Annotated in this window: 19 protein-coding genes; 16 read left to right on the top strand and 3 right to left on the bottom strand. The window is 61.8% G+C overall.

Translation table 11 applies throughout. The features are described 5' to 3' along the window. The first annotated feature begins 20 nt into the window (after nucleotides 1-20). From LHU53_RS00095 to LHU53_RS00080, 4 genes are all read left to right on the top strand, one after another. Nucleotides 21-701 (top strand): response regulator transcription factor, encoded by a 681-nt coding sequence (locus tag LHU53_RS00095; protein ID WP_227330047.1) that lies wholly within the window; start codon nucleotides 21-23, stop codon nucleotides 699-701. Between the two features lie 50 nt (nucleotides 702-751). Next, nucleotides 752-2,146 (top strand): sensor histidine kinase, encoded by a 1,395-nt coding sequence (locus LHU53_RS00090; protein WP_227330337.1) that lies wholly within the window; start codon nucleotides 752-754, stop codon nucleotides 2,144-2,146. 114 nt (nucleotides 2,147-2,260) lie between these two features. Continuing rightward, nucleotides 2,261-2,812, top strand: coding sequence for a glutathione peroxidase (locus tag LHU53_RS00085; protein ID WP_255631688.1), 552 nt, complete (start codon nucleotides 2,261-2,263; stop codon nucleotides 2,810-2,812). A 6-nt stretch (nucleotides 2,813-2,818) separates the two neighbouring features. Next, nucleotides 2,819-3,235 (top strand): S4 domain-containing protein, encoded by a 417-nt coding sequence (locus LHU53_RS00080; protein ID WP_227330045.1) that lies wholly within the window; start codon nucleotides 2,819-2,821, stop codon nucleotides 3,233-3,235. Between the two features lie 155 nt (nucleotides 3,236-3,390). Here the strand turns inward: LHU53_RS00080 and acs are convergent, their stop codons facing one another. Beyond that, nucleotides 3,391-5,385 (bottom strand): acetate--CoA ligase, encoded by a 1,995-nt coding sequence (acs, locus tag LHU53_RS00075; protein ID WP_227330044.1) that lies wholly within the window; start codon nucleotides 5,383-5,385, stop codon nucleotides 3,391-3,393. A gap of 130 nt (nucleotides 5,386-5,515) precedes the next feature. Here acs and LHU53_RS00070 point away from each other — a divergent pair, with 130 nt between their 5' ends. Next, entirely contained in the window at nucleotides 5,516-6,118 is a 603-nt protein-coding gene (locus LHU53_RS00070; RefSeq protein WP_227330043.1) for a TIGR00645 family protein, read from the top strand. Between the two features lie 21 nt (nucleotides 6,119-6,139). On the opposite strand, the gene nhaA is transcribed toward LHU53_RS00070, so the two are convergent. Continuing rightward, nucleotides 6,140-7,330 carry a Na+/H+ antiporter NhaA gene (nhaA, locus tag LHU53_RS00065; protein ID WP_227330042.1) on the bottom strand — a complete coding sequence of 397 codons (1,191 nt, stop codon included), beginning with the start codon at nucleotides 7,328-7,330 and terminating at the stop codon, nucleotides 6,140-6,142. A gap of 101 nt (nucleotides 7,331-7,431) precedes the next feature. Here nhaA and LHU53_RS00060 point away from each other — a divergent pair, with 101 nt between their 5' ends. Next, nucleotides 7,432-8,985 carry a fumarate hydratase gene (locus LHU53_RS00060; protein WP_227330041.1) on the top strand — a complete coding sequence of 518 codons (1,554 nt, stop codon included), beginning with the start codon at nucleotides 7,432-7,434 and terminating at the stop codon, nucleotides 8,983-8,985. A 45-nt stretch (nucleotides 8,986-9,030) separates the two neighbouring features. Next, on the top strand, nucleotides 9,031-9,834 hold the full coding sequence (murI, locus tag LHU53_RS00055) for a glutamate racemase (protein ID WP_227330040.1): 804 nt from the start codon (nucleotides 9,031-9,033) through the stop codon (nucleotides 9,832-9,834). Nucleotides 9,835-9,860: 26 nt separating this feature from the next. Here murI and LHU53_RS00050 read toward each other — a convergent pair whose 3' ends face one another. Beyond that, on the bottom strand, nucleotides 9,861-11,084 hold the full coding sequence (locus LHU53_RS00050) for an HD-GYP domain-containing protein (protein WP_227330039.1): 1,224 nt from the start codon (nucleotides 11,082-11,084) through the stop codon (nucleotides 9,861-9,863). A gap of 50 nt (nucleotides 11,085-11,134) precedes the next feature. Between LHU53_RS00050 and dapC the strand changes: the two genes are divergently transcribed. The 9 genes from dapC to rfbC all read left to right on the top strand — a co-directional run bounded on the left by dapC (nucleotide 11,135) and on the right by rfbC (nucleotide 21,250). After that, a complete protein-coding gene (dapC, locus tag LHU53_RS00045) occupies nucleotides 11,135-12,355 on the top strand; it encodes a succinyldiaminopimelate transaminase (protein WP_227330038.1) in 1,221 nt (406 codons plus the stop codon). 60 nt (nucleotides 12,356-12,415) lie between these two features. After that, nucleotides 12,416-13,240 (top strand): 2,3,4,5-tetrahydropyridine-2,6-dicarboxylate N-succinyltransferase, encoded by an 825-nt coding sequence (gene dapD / locus LHU53_RS00040; protein ID WP_227330037.1) that lies wholly within the window; start codon nucleotides 12,416-12,418, stop codon nucleotides 13,238-13,240. 233 nt (nucleotides 13,241-13,473) lie between these two features. After that, a complete protein-coding gene (locus tag LHU53_RS00035) occupies nucleotides 13,474-14,661 on the top strand; it encodes a PilT/PilU family type 4a pilus ATPase (RefSeq protein WP_227330036.1) in 1,188 nt (395 codons plus the stop codon). A 57-nt stretch (nucleotides 14,662-14,718) separates the two neighbouring features. Next, the gene (prmB, locus tag LHU53_RS00030) at nucleotides 14,719-15,666 is read left to right on the top strand and encodes a 50S ribosomal protein L3 N(5)-glutamine methyltransferase (RefSeq protein ID WP_227330035.1); all 948 of its coding nucleotides are present in this window, start codon (nucleotides 14,719-14,721) and stop codon (nucleotides 15,664-15,666) included. A 94-nt stretch (nucleotides 15,667-15,760) separates the two neighbouring features. Next, nucleotides 15,761-17,722 carry an ABC-F family ATP-binding cassette domain-containing protein gene (locus LHU53_RS00025; RefSeq protein WP_227330034.1) on the top strand — a complete coding sequence of 654 codons (1,962 nt, stop codon included), beginning with the start codon at nucleotides 15,761-15,763 and terminating at the stop codon, nucleotides 17,720-17,722. A gap of 30 nt (nucleotides 17,723-17,752) precedes the next feature. Further along, a complete protein-coding gene (gene rfbB, locus LHU53_RS00020; protein ID WP_227330033.1) occupies nucleotides 17,753-18,808 on the top strand; it encodes a dTDP-glucose 4,6-dehydratase in 1,056 nt (351 codons plus the stop codon). A 16-nt stretch (nucleotides 18,809-18,824) separates the two neighbouring features. Further along, nucleotides 18,825-19,727: a dTDP-4-dehydrorhamnose reductase gene (rfbD, locus tag LHU53_RS00015; RefSeq protein ID WP_227330032.1), complete on the top strand. Its 903-nt coding sequence runs from the start codon at nucleotides 18,825-18,827 to the stop codon at nucleotides 19,725-19,727. 31 nt (nucleotides 19,728-19,758) lie between these two features. Further along, the gene (rfbA, locus tag LHU53_RS00010) at nucleotides 19,759-20,628 is read left to right on the top strand and encodes a glucose-1-phosphate thymidylyltransferase RfbA (RefSeq protein ID WP_227330336.1); all 870 of its coding nucleotides are present in this window, start codon (nucleotides 19,759-19,761) and stop codon (nucleotides 20,626-20,628) included. Between the two features lie 70 nt (nucleotides 20,629-20,698). Next, a complete protein-coding gene (gene rfbC / locus LHU53_RS00005) occupies nucleotides 20,699-21,250 on the top strand; it encodes a dTDP-4-dehydrorhamnose 3,5-epimerase (RefSeq protein WP_227330031.1) in 552 nt (183 codons plus the stop codon). Nucleotides 21,251-21,422 lie beyond the last annotated feature (172 nt).

Below are 21,422 nucleotides of genomic sequence, written 5' to 3'. Positions count from 1 at the left end.
AGCCAGGCAGAGGATCGCGCATGAAGCTGCTGCTGGTTGAGGACGACGCTGCCCTGCACACCGCGCTGCATCGCAGTCTCACGCGCCTGGGCTGGAACGTTCAGGTGTGTGACGATGGCCGTGCAGCGCTGGGCCGCTGGCGTGCGCTCAAACCCGACGTGGTGCTGCTCGACCTGAGCCTGCCCGGCCGCGACGGCCTGCACATCCTGGCGCAGGCGCGCGACGAAGGCCTGGTCACGCCGGTGCTGATCCTTACCGCCCGTGGCACCGTGGGCGACCGCATTGCCGGACTCAACGCCGGTGCCGACGACTACCTGCCCAAACCTTTTGATCTGGACGAACTCGAAGCCCGCCTGCGTGCGCTGCACCGGCGTCAGTCGGAGAGTTATGACAAATCAGCCTCCAACCCACACGACGGAAAGACCATCAGCTACGACAAGGAGAGTGGTGCCATCCTGCATGCGGGCCAGGTGCTGGAGCTGGCACCGCGTGAACTGGCGTTCTTGCGCGCCTTGATGGCACGCCCCGGGCAGGCAGTCTCCAAAGAGCGCTTGTTTGAGGCCGTCTTTCCCGGCCTGCAAGACGTGCAGTTTGAAGCCATCGAAGTGGTGGCCTACCGCGTGCGCAAAAAGCTGCAAGGCACCGGCACCACCCTGACCACCCTGCGCGGTCTGGGCTACCTGCTCAAACTGCCATCGTGAGCCTGGTCAGCACCCTGTCCACCCACAAGCTGTCGCTGCGCAGCTACCTGATGCTGGGTATCTTGTTGCCAGTGGTGCTGTTCATCATGATCGACACCGTGGTGATTTACCGCCAGGCACTGGCGGCAGTGAACACCGCCTATGACCGCACGCTGCTGGCTTCAGCCAAATCCATTGGTGAACACATCAGCGCCACGGGCGAGGCTGATGCGGCCAAGCTCAGCGCCTCCGTGCCTTACGCTGCATTGGAAGTGTTTGAGGCAGACAACCGCAGCCGCATGATCTACCGCATCTCCAGCACCAACGGTGTATTGATTGACGGATTTCAGGACCTGCCCGCTTGGCGCGGCCAGTTGCCGCAGCTTGGCCCCTATGCAGCGCTGGTGGATTTTTACGACGACACCTACCGGGGTGATGCTGTGCGCGTGGCCGTGTTGTTGCAGCCGGTGGCCATGCAGCGTGCCCGCGCCATGGCGGTGGTGCAAGTGGCTGAAACCCTGGAGTTGCGCCGAACGCTGGCACGCCAGATCCTCATCGACACCCTGCTGCGGCAGTTGGCGCTGTTGTCGGTGATCGCGTTGGTGGTGTTTGTGGTGGTGCAGCGCGCCACCCGGCCAGTGCGGCATTTGAGCCAACTGCTTCGCCAGCGCGAAGCTGACGATCTCACCCCCTTGCACCTGGCCGATGCGCCCACGGAACTGCAACCGCTGATGGAGGCCACCAACACCACCATGAGCCGCCTGAAAGACCTGCTGGACAACCAGAAACGTTTTGTACGCGACACTGCCCACCAGTTGCGAACACCGCTGGCGGTGCTCAAGGTCCAGGTGCAATCTGCCTTGCGCGGCGATGTGGAGCCCCAACAGGCGCTACAGGAAATCAGCCAGACTGTCCAACGGGCCACCGTGCTGGCCAACCAGATGCTGTCGCTGGCGAAAGTGGCGCAACTGGCCCAGGAAAACCCCAGCAACACCATTGATTGGGCTGTGGTGCTGCGTGAAGTGGCACTGGACCTGTCACCGCTGATCGCCGACCGTGAGCTGGACTTTGACATCGACACCGTGCCAAGCCCCATTCAGACCCACGACTGGATGCTGCGCGAACTCTCCCGCAACCTGCTGCACAACGCCATCCGCTATAGCCCGCAGGGTGGCCCGTTGCACGTCACGCTGGTGAGCGACGCCCGTGTTGCCGCCCTGGTCATCAGCGACAGCGGGCCCGGGATTTCACCCGATCTGCAAAAGCGCCTGTTTCAGCCGTTTTCTGCAGGCCAAGCCACCGGCGGATCGGGTCTGGGGCTGGCCATCTGCCTGGAAATCACCCGCACACTGGGCGGCCAGATTGAACTTGCCAACCGCGAGGCACAGGGACACATCATCGGACTCGACGCCACTGTGCGCCTGCCACTGGTGCCCGTCACGGCAATCAAAATGTCAAACCGGTAAACTGCACCGTCAGGAAAAATACCTAGGAGTTTGACGATGCCACGATTGACACGGATGCCCCGCTCACCAGACGCAGCTCATGGTTGGATTAAGGCTACTTTGGCGGGTGTGCTGATGCTTGGAGTGAGTTTCAACACATTCGCCCAAACAACCAAGTCAAGTGCCCCTTCAGCCAACGCGACGGCCACAGCCTGCCCGTCCATCCTGAAACACAGCTTCAACCGCTTGCAGGACGAAAAACCACAGAACCTGTGCCAATTTGCCGGCAAGGTGATTCTGGTGGTCAACACCGCCAGCCGCTGCGGATTCACCGGCCAGTACGAGGGGCTGGAGGCGCTTTACGCCAAGTACCAGTCCAAAGGCCTGGTGGTGCTGGGGTTTCCGTCCAACGACTTTGGTCAACAGGAGCCCGGCACCGACAAGGAGATCGCCGACTTCTGCTTCAACACCTATGCGGTCAAGTTCCCGATGTTCTCCAAAACCGTGGTGTCCGGCCCCGGTCGCAACGCGTTTTACAAACAGCTGGTGGACGCCACCGGCACCAGCCCGAAGTGGAACTTCTACAAATACCTGATCGACCGTAACGGCAAGGTGGTGGACAGCTACGGCAGCATGACCAGCCCGACCAGCAGCAGCTTGGTGGCCGACATCGAAAAACTGCTCTGACGTACCGTGGACAAATTGCGCATCGACAAGTGGTTGTGGGCGGCACGCTTCTACAAGACCCGCAGCCTGGCGAGTGACGAGATCGACAAGGGCCGGGTGCAGGTCAACGGCGCGGTGGTCAAACCGGCGCGCGAGGTCAAGGCCGGTGACACGGTGCAATTGCGCATCGGATCCACCCTGCGCACCGTGCTTGTGCAAGCCGTCTGCGACAAACGCGGCCCGGCGCCGACCGCCGCTCTGCTGTTCCAGGAAACCGCCGAGTCGGTCCAACTGCGCCAGCAAGCGGCCGAACAACGCCGCCTGGCCCCGGAACCGGCGCTGTCACTGCACCAAGGCCGCCCCACCAAACGCGACCGGCGTGATGCCGACAAATTGCGCAGCGACCCCTGGGGCAACCGCTGGAGCGCCAGCCTGGACGGCTGAAGAACAATCACCCGACACCTTGGCTCGGCAGCGCCGAGTGCGCAACAAAAAGCCCGCATCAGCGGGCTCTTGGATTCCGGCGCCAAGACCAGTAACCATCAAAACCAGCAGCCAACCCTTGCTTGAAGGGTCAGCCGCATCACTTTGGATACCAATCAGTAAGCTTGACCCAACTGGCTCAGAATGGCCGGGTTTTCCAGCGTCGAGGTGTCTTGGGTGATGTTTTCACCCTTGGCCAGCGAACGCAGCAGGCGGCGCATGATCTTGCCGGAGCGGGTCTTGGGCAGGTTTTCACCAAAACGGATGTCTTTGGGCTTGGCGATCGGGCCAATTTCCTTGGCCACCCAGTCGCGCAGCTGCTTGGCAATCGCCTTGGCTTCGTCACCAGACGGCACGCCACGCTTCAACACCACAAAGGCGCAGATGGCTTCACCGGTCAGGTCGTCTGGGCGGCCCACCACAGCGGCTTCGGCCACCAGATCGGTCTTGGCGACGAGTGCCGATTCGATTTCCATGGTACCCATGCGGTGACCGGACACGTTGAGCACGTCGTCAATACGACCGGTGATGCGGAAGTAACCGCGGTCTGCGCTGCGCACGGCGCCGTCGCCCGCCAGGTAGTAGGTGCCGCCCATTTCCGGCGGGAAGTAGCTGGCCTTGAAACGCTCGGGGTCGCCCCAGATGGTGCGGATCATGGAAGGCCAGGGGCGTTTGACGACCAGCATACCGCCCGAGCCGTTGGGCACGTCATGACCGGCTTCGTCGACGATGGCGGCCATGATGCCGGGCAGTGGCAGCGTGCAACTACCGGGCACCAACGGGGTGGCGCCAGGCAGCGGCGTGATCATGTGGCCACCGGTTTCGGTCTGCCAGAAGGTGTCAACGATCGGGCAACGCTCTTTGCCGACATTTTTGTAGTACCACATCCAGGCTTCGGGGTTGATGGGCTCACCCACCGAACCGAGGATGCGCAGGCTCGACAGGTCCGAGCGATCCGGATGGACCTTTTCGTCCGACTCGGCCGACTTGATCAGCGAACGGATGGCGGTGGGTGCGGTGTAGAAAATGCTGCACTTGTGGCGCTCAATCATCTGCCAGAAGCGCCCGGCGTTCGGGTAGGTGGGCACCCCTTCAAAAATGATCTGGGTGGCGCCAGCGGCCAGCGGGCCGTAAGCCACATAGGCGTGGCCGGTGATCCAGCCGATGTCGGCGGTACACCAGAACACGTCATCCGAGCGCAAATCGAAGGTCCAGTCCATGGTCAGCTTGGCCCACAGCACAAAACCGCCGGTGGCGTGCTGCACACCCTTGGGCTTGCCGGTGGAGCCGGAGGTGAACAAGATGAACAGGGGGTGCTCGGCACCCACCATCACCGGCTCGCACTCGGTGCTTTGACCCGCCAGCGCCTCAGTGAAGGTGATGTCACGGCCAGCGACCATGTTGCAGGGGGTGGCGGTGCGCTCGAACACCAGCACGGTTTTGATGGATTCACAACCACCCAGTCCCAGGCCTTCGTCCACGATGGCTTTGAGCGGCAGCTCTTTGCCACCACGCATCTGGAAGTTGGCGGTGACCACGGCCACCGCGCCGGCGTCGATGATGCGCTCTTGCAGCGCCTTGGCCGAGAAGCCGCCAAACACCACGCTGTGGGTCGCACCGATGCGGGCGCAGGCCTGCATGGCCACCACGCCTTCGAGCGTCATGGGCATGTAGATCAAGACGCGGTCGCCCTTGTTGATGCCGCGGGCCTTGAGCGCATTGGCAAACTGGCTGACCTTGGCCAGCAGTTCCTTGTAAGTGGTTTTGGTGACTTCACCGCCGTCGGCTTCAAAAATGACGGCGGTCTTGTTTTCATTAGGCGTGCCCATGTGCTTGTCAAGGCAGTTGGCACTGGCATTGAGTTCACCGTCTTCAAACCACTTGTAGAACGGTGCATTGGACTCGTCCAGGGTTTTGGTGAAGGGCTTGTTCCAGACCACGTTTTCACGCGCCAGGCGAGCCCAGAAACCTTCAAAGTCAGCAGCAGCTTCAGCGCAGAGGGCGTTGTAGCCGTCCATGCCGGAAATGCGAGCAGCCTTCACGGTGGCTTCGCTGGGCTCAAAAACGCGGTTTTCAACCAACACGGATTCAATGGCGGACGGTGTGCTCACAGATCAATCTCCTCTTTGTTAAATGACGTTCACCCACTAATATCAAGGTTGGCACTTACAAGCCACTGACTATCCGGCGCGTTTGAGCCGCACGATAAACTCCCTCACCGTCCCAACTTTCAGTCACTTCATGTCAACTGCCAAATCCGAAAAAAGAGCCGTCCTGCGGCCGATCCCGCGCCTGATTTTTGCCAGCCGCTGGCTGCAGTTGCCGCTGTATCTGGGCTTGATTCTGGCGCAGTGTGTGTACGTTTACCACTTCTGGGTTGAAGTGGTGCATCTGTTGGAGGCGGTGTTTGGCAGCCAGACCGCGCTGGCCGCGCTGGTGGAGAGCATTGGGTACCGCAGTGAAGCACCGGTCACGCACCTCAACGAGACCGTCATCATGCTGGTGCTGCTGGCGCTGATTGACGTGGTGATGATCTCCAACCTGCTGATCATGGTGATTGTGGGCGGCTACGAAACTTTTGTGAGCCGCATGGACCTGGATAACCACCCAGACCAGCCTGAGTGGCTGGACCACGTCAACGCGTCTGTGCTCAAGGTGAAGCTGGCCACCGCCATCATCGGCATCAGCTCCATCCACCTGCTCAAAACTTTCATCAACGCCGCCAATTACAGCGAGAAGGTGCTGATCGCCCAGACGGTGATCCACATCGCGTTTTTGCTCTCGGCGATGGCCATTGCCTACACCGACCGGTTGATGCACCCCCCGGCGTCCGACAAACATTGACGGGTGAAGGGCGTTGTCCGGTTAATCCGGCTGCGCCCGGCTGGATTGGCTCAGCAGCAACAGCACCGCCAGCACCGCGCTGATCAGCGAGCCCATCAATACCCCAATCTTGACTTGCACGCCCAACGCGGGATCAGCGCCCGCAAATGCCAGCGATCCAATGAACAGGCTCATGGTGAAGCCCACACCGCACAGCACGCACACGCCCAAAAACTGCAGCCAGGTGCTTTGATAGGGCAACTGGGCGCCACCAAAGCGTATCAACAGCCATGATGCGCCAAACACCCCCACCGTTTTGCCCACCACCAAACCGGCAGCAATCCCCAAGGGCACCGTTTGGGTCAGCGTGGACAACGTGATGCCGCTCAGCGACACCCCGGCATTGGCAAACGCGAACACGGGCAAGATGCCGTAAGCCACCCAGGGGTGCAGCGCATGCTCGGCCCGGCCCAGCGGCGAGCCGCCCTTGCCATCCGAGATGGGCACCGCCAGCGCAGTGATCACCCCGGCCAGCGTGGCGTGAATGCCAGACTTCAGTACACACACCCAGATGATCAGACCAACGATCACATAGGGGCCCACCGACGTGACCCGACTGCGGTTGAGTACCAACAGCACCAGCGCGCCCCCGCCTGCCGCCAGCAACATGGCCAGGGACAGGTCGGCGGTATAGAAAAAGGCAATCACCAGGATCGCCCCCAAATCGTCAATGATCGCCACGGCGGTGAGAAAAATCTTCAGCGAGGTGGGTACCCGGCTGCCCAGCAGCACCAAAATACCCAGCGCAAAGGCAATGTCGGTGGCCATCGGAATGCCCCAGCCTTGAAGGGCCACCGGGTTACCAGCATTGATCGCGGCATAAATCAGCGCTGGCACCACCATGCCGCCCAGCGCGGCACCCGCGGGCAGCAAGGCCTGGGCTCTTGAGGCCAGTTCGCCCTGCAGCAATTCCCGCTTGATCTCCAGGCCCACCAAGAAGAAAAACACCGCCATCCACAGATCATTCACCCAGACCAAGGTGGGTTTGGAGAGCACCAGCCAATCACCGCCGATGCGCACCTCGCCGGGGGTGTTCAAAAGTGCGTCATACAGCGGCTGCAGCGGCGAGTTGCTCAGAATCAGCGCCAGCACAGCGGCCACAGCCAGCAAGACACCGCCGATGGTTTGCGAATTGACGAACTGGTTGACGCTGCGAACAATGAGTTTGAGCATGGTGATCGGCCAAGCCGAGTCAGCCTGGTGTTGGGGGTCCTTGGTTAAACTGCGATGCTACCGACAGACCCCAAATACGCTCACTCTTTAAGGTAAAACCCATGCGTACCGCCATCCGCCAAGCCGACCTGATCGAATCCATTGCCGCCGCGCTGCAGTACATCAGCTACTACCACCCGGCCGACTACATTGCCCACCTGGCCCGCGCGTACGAGCGTGAACAAAGCCCGGCCGCCAAAGACGCCATCGCGCAGATTCTGACCAACAGCAAGATGAGCGCGACCGGCCACCGGCCCATCTGCCAGGACACGGGTATCGTCAACGTGTTCCTCAAGGTGGGTATGGACGTGACCTGGGAAGGTTTCACCGGCAGCCTGGACGACGCCATCAACGAAGGGGTGCGCCGTGGTTACAACCACCCCGACAACACCTTGCGCGCCAGCGTGGTGGCCGACCCCGAGTTTTTGCGCAAGAACACCAAAGACAACACCCCGGCGGTGATCAACACCGAGATCGTTCCCGGCAACACGGTCGAAGTGACCGTGGCCGCCAAAGGCGGCGGCAGCGAGAACAAAAGCAAGATGTATATGTTGAACCCCGGCGACAGCGTGGTCGACTGGGTGCTCAAAACCGTGCCCACCATGGGCGCAGGCTGGTGCCCACCGGGCATGCTGGGCATCGGCATCGGCGGCACTGCCGAAAAAGCCGTGTTGATGGCCAAAGAAAGCCTGATGGACGACCTGGACATGTACGAGCTGCAGGCCAAAGCGGCCAGCGGCGCGGAACTCTCCAGCGTCGAAAAGCTGCGGCTTGAGTTGTTCGAGAAGGTTAACGCCTTGGGCATCGGCGCCCAGGGTCTGGGCGGCCTGACCACGGTGCTCGACGTCAAGATCAAGATGTACCCAACCCACGCCGCCAGCAAACCGATTGCCATGATCCCCAACTGCGCCGCCACCCGCCACGCGCATTTTGTGATGGATGGCAGCGGCCCGGTCTACCTGACCCCGCCCTCGCTGGACACCTGGCCCGATGTGGCGTGGACACCCGATTACGTCAAGAGCAAGAAGGTCAATCTCAACACCTTGACCAAGGAAGAAGTCGCCAGCTGGAAACCCGGCGACACCTTGCTGCTCAACGGCAAGATGCTCACTGGCCGCGACGCCGCCCACAAACGCATCCAGCAGATGCTGGCCAAGGGCGAGCAACTGCCGGTCGACTTCACCAACCGGGTGATTTATTACGTGGGCCCGGTCGACCCGGTGGGTGACGAAGCCGTGGGCCCCGCTGGCCCCACCACCGCCACCCGGATGGACGGTTTCACCGAAATGATGCTGGCCGAAACCGGCCTGATCGCGATGGTGGGCAAGGCCGAACGTGGCCCGGTGGCGATTGAGGCGATCAAAAAACACCAAAGCGCTTACCTGATGGCGGTGGGCGGTGCGGCCTACCTGGTCAGCAAGGCCATCAAAACCGCCAAGGTGGTGGGATTTGCCGACCTGGGCATGGAAGCGATTTATGAGTTCGATGTGGTGGACATGCCGGTCACCGTGGCGGTGGACGCCGGCGGCACCAGCGCCCACATCACCGGCCCGGCCGAGTGGAAAGAACGCATCGCCAGTGGTGAGTTCAAGGGCATCGCGGTCACCACGGCGTGAGTCAACAGCGGTTTGACTGAGTTAGATCCTTCTGGCGACCCCACATTGCCAAGCCGCCCCATCGGCGTCTTTGACAGCGGCGTGGGCGGCTTGAGTGTGCTGCGGGCGCTGCGGGCTGAGCTGCCGCACGAAGACTTTGTTTACCTGGCGGACAGCGGTTTTGCGCCCTATGGCGAACGGGACGAGGCGTTTGTGGTGGCGCGCGCACGCGCCATCACGCACCACCTGCTGCACGGTGAAGACCAGCCCATCAAAGCGCTGGTGATGGCCTGCAACACCGCCACCGCTGCCGCCATCCACCTGTTGCGCCGGGACCACCCTGGCCTGCCCATCATTGGTGTGGAACCCGCCCTGAAACCGGCGGTGGCCGCCAGCCAGACCCATCACATCGGCGTGATGGCGACGCGTGGCACGCTGGCCAGCCAGAAATTCAAAGCCCTGCTGGCCTCGCTGGACGGCCAGGCGCAGTTTTTTTGCCAGCCCTGTGATGGGCTGGCCGATGCCATCGAGCACAACGACACGCCCAACATCAGCGCACTCTGCGCCCGCTACCTGCAGGCTGGCGGCCCGTTTGGCGTCCATCCAGGCGAGATGGACACGCTGGTGCTGGGCTGCACCCATTACCCCTTTGCCCGCGCCCAGTGGCAAGCCCTGTTGCCCGCAGGCGTGTTGATCATTGACAACGGTGCACCGGTCGCCCGGCAAGCTCGGCGGGTGCTGACACACCACGCCAGTGAGGATCACATCGGTCAAATCACGCTACGCAGCACCGGCGACCCGGATTTGTTGGCGCAAGCAGCGTCACGCTGGCTGGGCTTGACGGTGTCGGCACAGTCGCGACACCTCTGACCCCACCGTTGGGGGTGAGCGCGTCGCTATTTGGGCATCAATCGCAGCAAGGTCTCCATGTTCAGGGTGACGCGCACCGCTGTCGCCACCAGGGTCGATTGCACCGCATACCCCTCGCGCGAGGTGTCGCGCAAACTGGGCTCGGCCACGGGTTGGTCAAGCCGGTTGAGCACGCTGGCCACCCAGGGCGCAGCCGCCTTGGCCCCCCGTCGCATCACCACGGCCGTTTCACCGTTGGCCAGCTTCACAAAGGTACCGGGTGGGCAAAGTCCAAACACCCGCATCAAGGCGGCCCCCACCACATCATGTTGGGTGCCGCCATCGGGCATGACCACCGCACGTACCGAGTCGCGGGCAGTGCGGCCGCTGCGCGACTTGCGCGGGCTCATGGCGGCGGTGTAGCGATCAACGGTCTGCAAAATTTTGACCATGCGCTTTTCCACCGGCCAGTCCGACAGGCTGTCGCTGGTGCTGGCGCCCAGCGGGGTGTGGTGCAGCGCCACCATGGTCAGCCAGTCCCGATCGGTCACGCCCGCTTGTTCCAGCATCTGCTTGCCCTGGACCGCATGGGCGTCGATCACACGGCGCTGGCTGGGGCTGGGTTCGAACTTTTGCAACGCCAGTTCGTTCTGAACCGAGGTCATGGCCACATTCATGCTCAAGGCAGCGCACACTAGGCTTTGCCGCTGCTGCGCAGACAACGCAAACACCTCGCTCAACGCATGTGCCACCACGGCACATAACAACGCATGCAGCACGCTATAGCCACCAAAATGCGTCACCGCCCGGTTAAACAGCACCAGTTGGGAGCCAGCGCTGTCTTGCGTCAACAGCCGGTCAACCGACGCGGCCAAGGCCTGCAGACGATCGGGAAAATCCGGCGTGCTGGCCACGCTGGCCAGCAACCCACCCAACTTCGACTCCACATCGCCCCAGTCCAGAAGCAGGCTGCCGTCTGGTTTCATGGCGGGTACGCTTGGCCGCTGAACATTGAAAAACCGGGAGAAGTCCTTGATGGGTGCATCGGCACGGTTCAGCGCGGTGAAACTCGTCATCACCGCACGCACACCTTCGTCGGTTCGGTCAAGCTCCACGAAAACATGCTGGCGGCTCTTGATGCCTTCGAGTTGCTGGCTGGTGTCGATTTTCTGGCCTTTGGCCAGCAACAAACTGCCACTGCGGTCGCGCAGGGTGAAGCGCAGTGACATCCCCACAAACAACTCACTGACCGGCAATTCAATCAAGTCCATATGGCTTTGATTATGTGCTGGGCTGATCCCATCCGGGATAATCGCCCGCCATGAACCCCATGCTCCCCCTGCTGCAACCCTACCCGTTTGAGCGCCTGCGCCTGCTGTTGGCAGGTGTCACGCCCGACCCCGCCTACAAACCCATCAGCCTGGGCATTGGCGAGCCCAAACACGCCACCCCCCCTTTCATCCAGCAAGCGCTGTGTGACGCGATCAACCGCTCACCCAGCGGCCTGGCGGCTTACCCGGCGACGGCGGGGGAACCGGCCCTGCGCCAGGCGTTTGCGGCCTGGATGGGCAAACGCTACGGTTTAAGCGTCAACCCGTTGACCCAGACCCTGCCCGTTAACGGCTCGCGCGAGGCGCTGTTTGCGCTCACGCAAACCATCATCGATCCGGCTGACAGCGCGGTCACCGGAGTCAAGCCCATCGTGGTCTGCCCGAACCCGTTCTACCAAATCTACGAAGGCGCCGCGCTGCTGGCCGGGGCCGAGCCGTATTACGTGGCCAGTGACCCGGCGCGCAACTTTGCCCCGGACTGGGACAGCGTGCCCGACGCCGTGTGGGCGCGCACGCAGCAACTGTTTGTCTGCTCACCTGGCAACCCGACCGGTGCCGTGATGCCCTTGGGCGAGTGGCAAAAGTTGTTTGACCTGAGTGACCGCTTTGGTTTTGTGATTGCCAGCGACGAGTGTTACAGCGAGATTTACTTCCGCGACGAGCCACCGCTGGGCGGCCTGCAAGCCGCTGCCCAATTGGGTCGCCATGACTTCAAAAATCTGATCTCCCTCACCAGCCTGTCCAAGCGCAGCAACGTGCCGGGCCTGCGCAGCGGTTTTGTCGCGGGTGATGCGGCCCTCATCAGCGCCTTTTTGCTCTACCGCACCTACCACGGCTGCGCCATGAGTCCGGTGGTGCAAAGCGCCAGCCTCGCCGCCTGGGGTGACGAGGCCCATGTCATCGAGAACCGGGCCTTGTACCGGGCCAAGTTTGCTGCAGTGACGCCGCTGCTGGCCGAGGTGATGCAGGTTGCGCTGCCCGACGCCGGGTTTTACCTGTGGGCCGATGTGGCGGGGGATGAGCTGGCGTTCACCCGCGAGCTGTACGCTACTTACAATGTGACGGTGCTGCCCGGATCGTTTTTGGCGCGCGAGGCGCAAGGCAGCAACCCGGGCGCGGGCCGTATCCGCATGGCCCTGGTGGCCGATACAGCAGAATGTGTGGAAGCCGCCCACCGCATCCGCCAATTTGTGCTCGGCCGCGGCCGTTAGCAAGCGGCCTCACCCCGGCATCGCAACCTTTTTCAATCACTAGCCTAAGAGACCAGCCCCATGACCCAACAACTTCAAGCCATTCTGGACGCCGCCTGGGACGACCGCGCCAACCTGTCTGCCGCCTCGGCCCCCAAGGAAGTCACCGACGCGGTCGAACACGTCATCCACCAGCTCAACAACGGCCAGCTGCGCGTGGCCACCCGTGACGGCGTGGGCCAGTGGACCACCCACCAGTGGATCAAAAAGGCCGTGTTGCTGAGCTTTCGGCTGCGCGACAACGAGCTGATGCAAGCCGGTGACCTGGGCTTTTACGACAAGGTGCCAACCAAGTTCTCTGACATGGACGAAGCCGGGTTCAAAGCCACCGGCGTGCGCATCGTGCCCCCGGCTGTGGCACGGCGTGGCAGCTACCTGGGCAAGGGCGTGATCCTGATGCCGTCGTTTGTGAACATCGGCGCCTATGTCGATGAAGGCACCATGGTCGACACCTGGGCCGCCGTGGGCTCCTGCGCGCAAATCGGCAAAAACGTGCACCTGAGCGGTGGTGTTGGCATTGGCGGTGTGCTGGAGCCGATGCAGGCCAACCCCACCATCATTGAAGACAACTGCTTCATCGGCGCCCGCTCCGAGGTGGTGGAAGGCGTCATCGTCGAAGAAAACTCGGTGCTGTCCATGGGCGTCTACATCGGCCAGAGCACACCCATTTACGACCGCGCCACCGGCGAGGTGACCTATGGCCGCGTGCCAGCGGGTTCGGTAGTCATCTCCGGCACCCTGCCCAAGGACGGCGGCAAATACAACCTGTACGCTGCCATCATCGTCAAACACGTGGACGCGCAAACCCGCGCCAAAACCAGTTTGAATGATTTACTGAGAGATTGAGTGACAGACCAAGAGTTACACGCAGTGAACTTTGCTCTGTCACCAACTGATCATCGAATGTCCAGATTGAGCGACAGACCAAGCGTTACACACGCAGTGAACTTATGCTCTGTCCCCAACTGATCACGGGATGTCCGGATTGAGCGACAGACCAAGCGTTACACACGCAGTGAACTTTGCTCTGTCCCCAACTGATCGCAGGATGTGCGCAACTTGTCCAGAAAGGCACTGACATGGCCAGCATAGAAACCAGCGCCGAAGGCACCATGCGCCGCATCCTGCGGCTGATGGCGGACAAACGCGCCTCTGACATCTACCTGTCTGCCCAGTCGCCGGCGCTGATCCGCATCAACGGCGTGTGTGTCCCGATCAGCAGCCAGATTTTGCCGCCCGACGCCCCGCTGAACCTGCTCATCGAGATCCTGCCGCCGGAGCAGATCGAGGAGTTGAAGAAAAAAAACGAACTCAACGTGGGCTGGTCCATGACCGGCGTGGGGCGCTTCCGTGTCAGCGCCATGCGCCAACGCGGCACGTTTGCGGTGGTGATCCGCTTCATCGTCAACGAGGTGCCGCCGCTGTCGTCGCTGTCGTTGCCGCCGCTGCTGGCCGATTTGATGTTGCAAAAGCGCGGGCTGATCCTGATGGTGGGCGCCACCGGCTCGGGCAAAAGCACCACGCTGGCGGCCATGATCGACCACCGCAACGCCAATGCCTCGGGCCACATCCTGACCATTGAAGACCCGGTGGAGTTTTTGTTCAAGAACAAACGCTCGGTGGTGAACCAGCGCGAGGTTGGCACCGACACCGAGTCCCTGCAAGTGGCCTTGAAAAACGCCCTGCGTCAGGCCCCCGACGTGATCATGATCGGCGAAATCCGCGACCGCGAGACCATGTCAGCGGCCATGGCCTACGCCCAGACCGGCCACCTGTGCCTGGCCACCATGCACGCCAACAACAGCTACCAGGCGCTGAACCGGATCCTGAGCTTTTTCCCGGTGGAAGTGCGCCAGACCATGCTGGGCGATTTGGCCGCGTCCATGCGCGCCATCGTCTCGCAGCGCCTGCTGCGCACCCTGGCGGACACCCGCACGCCCGCCGTCGAGATCATGCTCAACACCCGCCTGGTGGGTGAGATGATCGAAAAGGGCAACTTCTCGGGCATCGTCGAGGCCATGGAAAAATCGCTGGCCGAAGGCAGCCAGACCTTTGAGCAGGACATTGCCCGGCTGATCGTGGCAGGCGTGGTGGAGCGCAAGGAAGGCCTGGCCAACGCCGATTCACCCACCAACCTGATGTGGCGCCTGCAAAACGACTTCACCAGCCAGACCAGCGCAGATGCTTTGGCCAAGGCCCGCGCGGGCCAGCCAGACGCTGACGACAAAGCCACCTTCACCGAAATCACGCTGGACATGAGCCACTAGCGCCACCGACGTCAAACCATTGAAAACCATCTACCGCCGTGTGCTGGAGGACCTGTCATGAAAACCTCGCCCCCCGCGCCACTGACCCTGCTGACCTGCGTCACCCAGGCTGCCGACCAACTCACGCAGGCCGGTGTGGCCTTTGGGCACGGCACCACGAATGCTTTTGACGAGGCGGCCTGGCTGGTGCTGTGGCGCCTGGGCCTGCCGCTGGACACCTCGCTCGACCCTGAAGAGGCCTCAGCCAACCGGCTTGTCACCGCGCAAGAGCAAGGGCAGATCGCCGCGTTGATCGAAGCGCGCATCAGCACCCGCAAACCCGCCGCCTACCTGACCCAAGAGGCATGGCTGCAAGGCGTGGCGTTTTATGTGGACGAACGCGCCATCGTGCCGCGCTCGCTGATTGCCGAGGTGCTGATGGAAGGCCATCTGGACTACTGGTTGGGTGAAGAAACCCACCGGGTGCTGGACCTGTGCACCGGCAACGGCAGTCTGGCGGTGATTGCCGCCATGGTCTACCCGGACGTGAAGGTGCAAGCCAGCGACATCAGCGCCGACGCGCTGGAGGTGGCCCGCATCAACATCGACCGCCACGGCCTGCAGGACCGCATCTCGCTGCGCCAGGGCGACGGCATCCCCACCACCGGCAGCCATTACGACCTGATTTTGTGCAACCCGCCGTATGTCAACGCCCACAGCATGGCCGCCCTGCCCCCCGAATTCCAGGCCGAGCCCGCGCTGGCGCTGGACGGCAACATGGCCGGTGGCACAGACGGCATGGACTTCATCCGCCAACTGCTGCGTGACGCGCCCGCCCAGATGACGCCCGAGGCCATTCTGGTGCTGGAAATCGGCCATGAACGGACCCACTTTGAGGCCGCCTTCCCGCACCTGGAAGTGATCTGGCTGGAAACCAGCGCCGGAGAAGACCAGGTGCTGCTGGTCACCCGCGCCGCGCTGCTGCAGCAAGTGGCGACCGCGACGTTGCCATCCACCCCGCCATGATGCCTGGCCTGTCATTGCGGGCTTGACCCGCAATCCATGCCCCCTGGCCCCAACACAAGCCACCCTTGACCCCCCAACCTGCAAAGTTTTTCTCTTGATCACCCTTAAAAACGTCACCCTGCGCCGCAGCGCCAAAGTCCTGCTGGAAGGCGCTTCCGTCACCATCAACCCTGGCGAAAAGGTGGGCCTGGTCGGACGCAACGGCGCCGGCAAATCCAGCCTGTTCGCCCTGTTCAACGGCAGCCTGCACGAAGATGTGGGCGAGTACTACATTCCCGCGCAGTGGCGCATGGGCCAGGTGGCGCAGGACATGCCCGAGACCGAGCAATCCGCCACCGACTTTGTGGTGGATGGCGACACCACCCTGCTGGCCGCCCAACAAGAAGTGACCGCCGCAGAAGCCACCGAGGACTATGACCGCATGGCCCACGCCTACATGGCCTTGCAAGACGCGGGCGCCCATGACGCACCGGCACGCGCGCAGGCGCTGATCCTGGGCCTGGGTTTCAAGACCACCGAACTCACCAATCCGGTCAACAGCTTCTCAGGCGGCTGGCGCATGCGCCTGCAATTGGCCCGTGCGCTGATGTGCCCGAGCGACCTGCTGCTGCTGGACGAACCGACCAACCACTTGGACTTGGATGCATTGGTCTGGCTCGAAGCTTGGTTGCAGCGTTACCAGGGCACGATGATTGTCATCAGCCATGACCGCGAGTTTCTGGACGCGGTGACCAACGTCACCCTGCACATCGACGCGGGCAAACTGGTGCGTTACGGCGGCAACTACAGCAAGTTTGAGGACATGCGCGCCGAGAAGATGGAGTTACAACAGGCAGCGTTTGCCAAACAGCAAGACAAGATCGCCCACCTCAAAAAGTTCATCGACCGCTTCAAGGCCAAGGCCAGCAAGGCCAAACAGGCGCAAAGCCGGGTCAAGGCGCTGGACCGCATGGAGAAAATTGCGCCGCTGCTGGCCGAGGCTGACTTCACCTTCGAGTTCAAGGAACCGGCGAATCTGCCCAACCCGATGTTGTCGATGACCGGCGTGAGTTTTGGTTACCCCGCGCCGGACGACGCACCTGAGGGCACGCCCCCTACCGTGATTGTCCACAACGTCAGTAAATCGGTGCTGGCAGGCCAGCGCATCGGTATTTTGGGTGCCAACGGACAAGGTAAATCCACGCTGGTAAAAACCATCGCGCGTGATCTTCAGGCCATTGGTGGTGAGATCACCGAAGGCAAGGGCCTGAACATCGGCTACTTTGCCCAGCAGGAGTTGGATGTGTTGCGCCCCACCGACACGCCGCTCGAGCACATGATCCGCCTGGTCAAAGACATGACGGCCGCTGGCAAGATCGCGGGCCAGCAAACGCGTGAGCAGGATTTGCGCAGTTTCCTGGGCACCTTCAACTTCAGCGGGGACATGGTCAAACAAGCCGTGGGCAGCATGAGTGGTGGCGAAAAAGCCCGGCTGGTGTTGTGCATGATGGTCTGGCAGCGCCCGAATCTGCTGCTGATGGACGAGCCTACCAATCACCTGGATCTGGCCACCCGCGAGGCGCTGGCGATGGCGCTCAACGAGTTTGAGGGCACGTTGATGCTGGTGAGCCACGACCGGGCGCTGCTGCGCTCAGTCTGTGACGAGTTCTGGATGGTGTCACGCGGCGGTGTGGAACCATTTGACGGTGACCTGGACGACTACCAGAAATACCTGCTCGACGAGGCCAAACGCCAGCGTGAAGCGATCAAGGAAGCCAGCAGCGCCGCCGCCAAGGCTGAACGCAAGGCACAGGCGGAAGCTGCGGCGGCGGCGATCAAGGCCAAGTCCAAACCCGCGCCCACCGGCTCCCTCAAACGCAAGTTGCAGGACATTGAAGCGCGCATGGGCGTGCTCAACACCGAGGGCGCCGCGCTGGAAGGCCACTTGAGCCAGTCGCCCCCGCCATCCGACTTTGCCAACCTGGGCAAGCGCCTGAAAGCGGTCAACGAAGAGTTGCAGGGCCTGGAAGAACAGTGGCTGGAGGTATCGCAGCAAATAGAATCAGCCACAGCCTGAGTCCGGGCTCGCTTTCACGGGGAAAACAACATGATTTTGGTCACTGGCGGCGCCGGCTTCATCGGCGCCAACTTCGTCCTCGACTGGCTGGCCGTCCATGACGAGCCCGTCATCACCCTCGACAAACTCACCTACGCCGGCAATGTCGAAAACCTGCAAACCCTGCAGGGTGACACCCGCCACACCCTGGTGCAAGGCGACATCGGTGACCGCGATCTGGTTGCCAAGCTGCTGGCCCAGCACCAACCCCGCGCCGTCATCAACTTCGCGGCCGAGAGCCATGTGGACCGCAGCATCCACGGCCCCGGTGACTTCATCCAGACCAACATCGTTGGCACGTTCAACCTGCTCGAAGCTGTGCGCGGCTACTGGTCGGGGTTGCCTGCCGAGCAAAAGGAAGCCTTCCGCTTCCTGCACGTCAGCACCGACGAGGTTTATGGCTCCTTGACCAAAGATGATCCCGCCTTCACCGAGTCCAGCCACATCGAGCCCAACAGCCCGTATTCCGCCAGCAAAGCCGCCAGCGACCACCTGGTGCGTGCCTGGCACCACACCTACGGTCTGCCGGTGCTCACCACCAACTGCTCCAACAACTACGGCCCGTATCACTTCCCCGAGAAACTCATCCCGCTGCTGATCGTTAACTCCCTGGCTGGCAAGCCCCTGCCGGTGTACGGTGACGGCCAACAGATCCGTGACTGGCTCTACGTCAAAGACCATTGCAGCGCGATCCGCCGTGTCTTGGAAGCGGGCCGTCTGGGTGAGGTCTACAACGTGGGTGGCTGGAACGAAAAAGCCAACATTGACATCGTCCACACCGTCTGCGCCCTGCTCGACGAATTGCGCCCGCGTGCCGATGGCCAACCCTACAAGAACCAGATCACCTATGTCACCGACCGCCCCGGCCACGACCGCCGTTACGCCATCGATGCGCGCAAGCTGGAAAGTGAACTGGGCTGGAAACCCGCCGAGACCTTTGAGACCGGTATCCGCAAAACCGTGCAGTGGTACCTGGATAACCCGGACTGGGTGAGCCATGTCCAAAGCGGCGCCTACCGCGACTGGGTCCAGAAGCAATACGCCTGAACCAGGAGCCATTGACATGACAAGAATCTTGCTCCTGGGCAAAGGTGGCCAGGTTGGCTGGGAGCTGCAACGCAGCCTGAGCCCCCTGGGTGAACTCATCGCGCTGGACCACGACAGCACCAACTTTTGCGGTGATTTCAGCAACCTGGCTGGCCTGGCAGAAACGGTGCGCGCCGTGCGCCCTGACGTGATCGTCAACGCCGCCGCCCACACCGCCGTGGACAAGGCCGAGAGTGAACCCGAGTTGGCCCGCACCCTCAATGCCCTGGCCCCCGAAGTGCTGGCCATGGAGGCAGCCAAGCTCGGCGCCTGGCTGGTGCACTACAGCACCGACTATGTGTTTGACGGCAGTGGTGACAAACCCTGGGTGGAAACCGACACGCCTGGCCCCTTGAGCGTGTACGGCGCCACCAAGTGGGAGGGTGAACAACTCATTGCTGCGGCCAACCCGCGCCACCTGATCTTTCGCACCAGTTGGGTCTATGCCGCACGCGGTGGCAACTTTGCCAAAACCATGCTGCGCCTGGCGCAAGAGCGTGACCGCCTCACCGTCATCAACGACCAGATCGGTGCCCCCACCGGCGCGGATCTGCTGGCCGATGTCACCGCCCATGCCATCCGCCAAGTCACCCGCCAGCCAGACGGGGACAACGATGCTGGGCTGTACCACCTGGTCGCCAGTGGACAAACCAGCTGGTTTGACTACGCCAAACATGTGTTAGCCCAAGCCCAGCTTGTGCAACCCACTCTCCAGATCAAAGCACAGCAGGTCGACCCGGTGCCCACCAGTGCCTTTCCGACCCCGGCCACGCGCCCGCACAACTCACGCCTGGACACCACCAAGCTGCAAGCCACCTTCGGTTTGACCCTGCCAGCCTGGCAGGCCGGGGTGAACCGCATGCTGGTTGAAATTCTATAAATCGCAGGGACGCACCATGACCAACACAACAATACAACGCAAAGGCATCATCCTCGCCGGCGGCTCCGGCACCCGGCTCTACCCGGTGACACAGGCTGTCTCCAAACAGCTGATGCCGGTGTATGACAAACCGATGATTTATTACCCGCTGAGCACCTTGATGCTCGCCGGTATCCGTGAGGTGCTGATCATCTCCACCCCGCATGACACCCCACGTTTTGCCGAACTGCTGGGGGATGGCGGCCAATGGGGCATGACCATCAGCTATGCGGTGCAACCCAGCCCTGACGGTCTGGCGCAGGCCTTCATCATCGGGCGCGAGTTTGTGGGCAACAGTCCGAGTGCGCTGGTGCTGGGTGACAACATCTTCTACGGCCACGACCTGGTCAAACAACTGGCCCATGCCCATGCCAACCCGGTGGGGGCCAGCGTCTTTGCCTACCGCGTGAGTGACCCCGAGCGCTACGGCGTGGTGGCCTTTGATGACAAGATGCGCGCGATCAGCATCGAAGAAAAGCCCAAGGCCCCCAAGAGCCACTACGCGGTGACGGGCTTGTACTTCTACGACAACCAGGTGTGTGACATTGCCGCCAGCATCCAGCCGTCTCACCGGGGCGAGCTGGAAATCACCGATGTGAACAAACGCTACCTGGAGCAAAACCAGCTCAACGTCGAGATCATGGGCCGCGGTTACGCCTGGCTCGACACCGGTACGCACGACAGCCTGTTAGAGGCCGCCAGCTTCATCGCCACCCTGCAAAAGCGCCAAGGTTTGCAAGTGGCCTGCCCGGAAGAGATTGCCTTTGCCCAGAAGTGGATCGATGCAGCGCAGATCCACAAGCTGGCGACACCGCTGGCCAAGAATGGGTATGGGCAGTATTTGCTCAGTCTCATCCATTGATCAAATTTAGACCTATTCATCAAACTTCATAGCTATTAGCCCCGGTAAATCAAGGGCTGGCGCCATATTTATGCCTTATACCGTCATCCCCACCCAATTGCCCGATGTGCTGATCCTGGAGCCAAAAGTCTTTGGCGACGCCAGAGGTTTTTTCTTTGAGAGTTTCAACGCCCGTGACTTTGCCCAGTGCACCGGGCTCGATATGCAATTTGTGCAGGACAACCACAGCAAATCCGCCCAAGGGGTGCTGCGGGGTCTGCACTACCAGATCCAGCACCCGCAGGGCAAGCTGGTGCGGGTGACGCAGGGTGAGGTGTTTGATGTGGCGGTGGATTTGCGCCAGAGTTCACCCACCTTTGGCCAATGGGCCGGGGTGGTGTTGTCTGCCGAGAACAAGCGTCAGCTGTGGGTGCCACCGGGCTTTGCGCATGGTTTTCTGGTGACCAGCGAGAGCGCGGAGTTTCTGTACAAAACCACTGACTACTGGTACCCCGAATTCGAGCGCAGCCTGTTGTGGAATGACCCAACCGTGGGCATTACCTGGCCCATCCAGAGTGAACCCTTGCTGGCCGCCAAGGACAAGGCGGCTGCAACGCTGGATACCGCTGAAGTCTTTTCATAAAACCCGCAAACCTGCTGTAAAACGATCTTTCTGCACAGTTTGGACTGACCCGTCCTGAATTGCGTTGACACTCAGAACGGTTGAAAAGTGCCGGGGTTAACCGGCGATAGACGCCCGATGCACCACATCGGGCGTTTGCATTTTCAGCGATAAATGCGGTCGTTCCGTGTTG

Origin of the sequence: Rhodoferax sp. U2-2l (assembly GCF_020594515.1) — a bacterium.
GTDB lineage: Bacteria > Pseudomonadota > Gammaproteobacteria > Burkholderiales > Burkholderiaceae_C > Rhodoferax.
Note: the sequence above shows the minus strand (reverse complement) of the source record. Positions and strands in the feature narration are given on the sequence as shown.

Excerpts from the sequence above, each read along its gene's own strand:
- LHU53_RS00095 (WP_227330047.1), top strand. The coding sequence starts at position 21 with ATGAAGCTGCTGCTGGTTGAGGACGACGCTGCCCTGCACACCGCGCTG.
- LHU53_RS00090 (WP_227330337.1), top strand. The coding sequence starts at position 752 with ATGCTGGGTATCTTGTTGCCAGTGGTGCTGTTCATCATGATCGACACC.
- LHU53_RS00085 (WP_255631688.1), top strand. The coding sequence starts at position 2,261 with ATGCTTGGAGTGAGTTTCAACACATTCGCCCAAACAACCAAGTCAAGT.
- LHU53_RS00070 (WP_227330043.1), top strand. The coding sequence starts at position 5,516 with ATGTCAACTGCCAAATCCGAAAAAAGAGCCGTCCTGCGGCCGATCCCG.
- nhaA (WP_227330042.1), bottom strand. The coding sequence starts at position 7,330 with ATGCTCAAACTCATTGTTCGCAGCGTCAACCAGTTCGTCAATTCGCAA.
- LHU53_RS00060 (WP_227330041.1), top strand. The coding sequence starts at position 7,432 with ATGCGTACCGCCATCCGCCAAGCCGACCTGATCGAATCCATTGCCGCC.
- LHU53_RS00050 (WP_227330039.1), bottom strand. The coding sequence starts at position 11,084 with ATGGACTTGATTGAATTGCCGGTCAGTGAGTTGTTTGTGGGGATGTCA.
- dapC (WP_227330038.1), top strand. The coding sequence starts at position 11,135 with ATGAACCCCATGCTCCCCCTGCTGCAACCCTACCCGTTTGAGCGCCTG.
- dapD (WP_227330037.1), top strand. The coding sequence starts at position 12,416 with ATGACCCAACAACTTCAAGCCATTCTGGACGCCGCCTGGGACGACCGC.
- LHU53_RS00035 (WP_227330036.1), top strand. The coding sequence starts at position 13,474 with ATGGCCAGCATAGAAACCAGCGCCGAAGGCACCATGCGCCGCATCCTG.
- prmB (WP_227330035.1), top strand. The coding sequence starts at position 14,719 with ATGAAAACCTCGCCCCCCGCGCCACTGACCCTGCTGACCTGCGTCACC.
- rfbB (WP_227330033.1), top strand. The coding sequence starts at position 17,753 with ATGATTTTGGTCACTGGCGGCGCCGGCTTCATCGGCGCCAACTTCGTC.
- rfbD (WP_227330032.1), top strand. The coding sequence starts at position 18,825 with ATGACAAGAATCTTGCTCCTGGGCAAAGGTGGCCAGGTTGGCTGGGAG.
- rfbC (WP_227330031.1), top strand. The coding sequence starts at position 20,699 with ATGCCTTATACCGTCATCCCCACCCAATTGCCCGATGTGCTGATCCTG.